General features: G+C 43.1%; 2 protein-coding genes. One reads left to right on the forward strand and one right to left on the reverse strand.

The window, feature by feature from the left end:
* Nucleotides 1-264 precede the first annotated feature (264 nt).
* Complete coding sequence (locus F9L33_RS15655) at nucleotides 265-3,057, forward strand: bifunctional aconitate hydratase 2/2-methylisocitrate dehydratase (protein WP_152143754.1); 2,793 nt, start codon at nucleotides 265-267, stop codon at nucleotides 3,055-3,057.
* Between the two features lie 438 nt (nucleotides 3,058-3,495).
* On the opposite strand, the gene F9L33_RS15975 is transcribed toward F9L33_RS15655, so the two are convergent.
* A partial coding sequence (locus F9L33_RS15975; protein WP_226804201.1) for a hypothetical protein occupies nucleotides 3,496-3,699 on the reverse strand: 204 nt, incomplete at its 5' end.

The following is a 3,699-nucleotide window of genomic DNA, read 5'->3' on the forward strand; positions in this document are numbered from 1 at the left end:
CGTGAGCTATATCCATCAACTGCCAGAATAGATTACCTTAGAAGCAAACCAGCAAACAAACAAAAATCTAATATCAAAGTTAAGAATAGTCGCATAGCACAACACTATTTGTAGCGTTAAGCTAGATATGGTGCCTTGCTGGAAGCCGTGATTTATTGTTGATCATATAATCTTGCAAGCTAAACAGTATTGGTATACTGCGGCATACAATTGGCTTAAGCCTTGGTTTTAAGCTTTATTTAACACTTATTCTTCGGGACCGTCATGAGCTTATACACAGACTACCTAAATGAGATTGAAACGCGCAAAGAGCAAGGCTTGAACCCTAAGCCTATTGATGATGGCGCACTTACAAGTGAAATCGTTGCGCAAATCAAAGATGCGGGCAATGAGCACAGAGAAGCGTCTCTTAATTTCTTCATCTACAACACTTTGCCAGGCACAACCAGTGCTGCGGGTGTGAAAGCTAAGTTTCTAAAAGAGATTATTCTTGGTGATGCGGTTGTTGCAGAAATCACGCCAGAATTTGCGTTTGAGTTGTTGTCTCACATGAAAGGTGGCCCATCTGTAGAGGTTCTGTTGGACTTGGCTTTGGGTGATGACGCTGCGATTGCTGCACAAGCGGCTGAAGTGTTGAAAACACAAGTGTTCTTATATGAAGCAGACACAGACCGTCTGGCGGCGGCGCATTCAGCAGGGAATGCAGTCGCGACTGACATTTTGGAAAGCTATGTACAGGCTGAATTCTTTACAAAGCTTCCTGACATTGATGAAGAAGTTAAAGTTGTGACTTACGTTGCTGCCGAAGGTGATGTTTCAACTGACTTATTGTCCCCAGGTAACCAAGCGCACTCAAGATCTGACCGTGAATTGCACGGTAAATGTTTGATTTCTGAAGCCGCACAAGCTGAAATTCAAGACTTGCAAAAGCAACATCCTGGTAAACGTGTGATGTTGGTTGCAGAAAAAGGCACAATGGGTGTTGGCTCTTCTCGTATGTCTGGCGTGAACAACGTTGCATTGTGGACAGGTCAACAAGCCAGCCCATATGTTCCTTTTGTGAATATTGCTCCTGTTGTTGGTGGTACAAACGGTATTTCCCCGATCTTTTTGACGACTGTTGGCGTGACTGGCGGTATCGGCATTGATCTGAAAAACTGGGTTAAGAAACTGGATGCTGATGGCAATCCAATCATGGGCAACAATGATGACCCTCTTCTGGAGCAAACGTATTCTATCAACACAGGTACGGTTCTGACGATCAACACAAAAGAGAAGAAGCTTTATAACGAAGACGGCGACAAAGAACTTGTTGATGTGTCCTCTGCGTTTAGCCCGCAAAAGATTGAATTTATCAAAGCTGGCGGTTCATACGCGATTGTTTTTGGTAAAAAGTTGCAAAACTTTGCAGCTGCAACATTGGGTGTAAAAGCACCAGTTGTTTTTGCGCCTTCGAAAGAAGTATCACACGCGGATCAAGGTCTGACAGCTGTTGAGAAAATCTTTAACAAAAACGCTGTTGGTGTTTCAGAGGGTACTGTTTTACACGCAGGTTCGGATGCACGTGTGAAAGTGAACATCGTTGGTTCGCAAGACACAACAGGTTTGATGACATCCCAAGAATTGGAAGCAATGGCAGCGACTGTTATTTCCCCAACTGTTGACGGTGCATACCAATCTGGCTGTCACACAGCCTCTGTTTGGGATTTGAAAGCGCAAGCAAACATTCCAAAGCTTATGAGCTTCATGAATAAATTCGGTTTGATCACAGCACGTGATCCAAAGGGCGTTTACCATTCGATGACGGATGTGATCCACAAGGTTCTGAACGATATTACAGTGGATGATTGGGCTGTGATCATCGGTGGCGACTCGCATACAAGAATGTCTAAAGGTGTTGCCTTTGGTGCGGATTCTGGAACTGTGGCGCTTGCGTTGGCAACGGGTGAGGCAACAATGCCAATTCCTGAATCTGTTAAAGTGACGTTCAAAGGCAAGTTGCAAGATCACATGGATTTCCGTGATGTTGTGCATGCGACGCAGGCACAGATGTTGAAGAAATTTGGCGACAACGTTTTCCAAGGACGTGTTATCGAAGTTCACATCGGTACATTGATTGCTGACCAAGCGTTTACATTCACTGACTGGTCTGCGGAAATGAAGGCGAAAGCCTCTATCTGTATTTCAGAAGACGATACATTGATTGAATCGCTTGAGATTGCAAAAAGCCGTATTCAAATTATGATCGACAAGGGTATGGAAAATGAAGCTCAAACCTTGAAAGGCTTGATCGATATTGCCAACAAACGTATCGCAGAGATTAAATCTGGTGATAAACCTGCTTTGTCTCCTGATGCAAACGCTGAGTACTTTGCAGAATTCACTGTTGATTTGGATGAAATCGTTGAACCGATGATCGCTGACCCAGATGTGAACAACGTCGAAGTGTCTAAGCGCTATACACACGACACAATCAGACCTGTTTCTTTCTACCAAGGTGAAAAGAATGTTGATCTTGGGTTTGTTGGATCATGTATGGTTCACAAAGGTGACTTGAAAATCGTTGCCCAGATGTTGCGTAACTTGGAAAGCAAAGGTGAAAAGATTGAATTCAATGCACCTTTGGTTGTTGCCGCACCAACCTACAACATCATTGATGAGTTAAAGGAAGAGGGCGATTGGGCTATCTTGCAAAAGTACTCTGGTTTTGAATTCGATGATGATGCGCCAAAGACATCAGCGCGTGTTGAATACGAAAACATTCTATATCTCGAGCGACCAGGTTGTAACTTGTGTATGGGTAACCAAGAAAAAGCTGCGCGCGGTGATACTGTTCTTGCAACATCCACTCGTTTGTTCAAAGGCCGCGTTGTTGAAGATACGGCTGAAAAAAATGGCGAATCCTTATTGGCTTCAACACCCGTTGTGGTTCTTTCAGCCATTCTTGGCAGAACGCCAACCATGGAAGAGTATAAGGCTGCTGTAGACGGGATTGAGCTCACGACATTTGCGCCACCATTACAGAAGCCATTAGATCCACGTTCAGTTCATTACTAAGAGCCTCTGATAATTAATGATTTAAAAGCAAGCTTGTGGAAACATAAGCTTGCTTTTTTTGTTTGTCCTTAGGTCTCATGCTAAATTTTGAAGGTTCCAACGCTTGGTTAATTTTGGCCATGCGATGTAGTCTACAATGCAGTTTAAGCGTTTAGTATACACAGATATTGTGCTCGTATCACTTAGTTAAGTGTATTTTGAGGTAAGTGATGGGGGCATGCACCTCTAAAGTATCGAAAGATACACTAAACTAAAATGATCAAATTTTATTCGGCTCGTTATTCAAGTGAATTATAATAGATTCGCTTTTATAGGCGGAATTGAGATTCGCTGCGTGATTCAACGTTGATTCCTGATGTATCTCGACTTTTTTACATCCAAAATCTTAGATATTTTAGGATTTCGTTGTTTTTTGTGCTTTATATTCAGAGTGGGCAGCTATCTGTAAGGCACTGCAGAGTATTTTAGGGCTGTTTTCCCTTTATAAATAAGCTTTTTAAGAAAAAATGCTATTATTTGAAAAAAGGGGTTGCGGGTTTGATTGAGTGCCACTAGAACCCCCCTACCGACGGAGACAACGTTGATACGAAGGCTTCGGACGGTGATAATAGAGACACTGAGCGGCGGGCGCGCCAAAGGGAA

It is taken from the genome of Amylibacter sp. SFDW26 (genome assembly GCF_009184395.1).
Taxonomy (GTDB): Bacteria; Pseudomonadota; Alphaproteobacteria; order Rhodobacterales; family Rhodobacteraceae; genus Amylibacter.

Excerpts from the sequence above, each read along its gene's own strand:
- F9L33_RS15655 (WP_152143754.1), top strand. The coding sequence starts at position 265 with ATGAGCTTATACACAGACTACCTAAATGAGATTGAAACGCGCAAAGAG.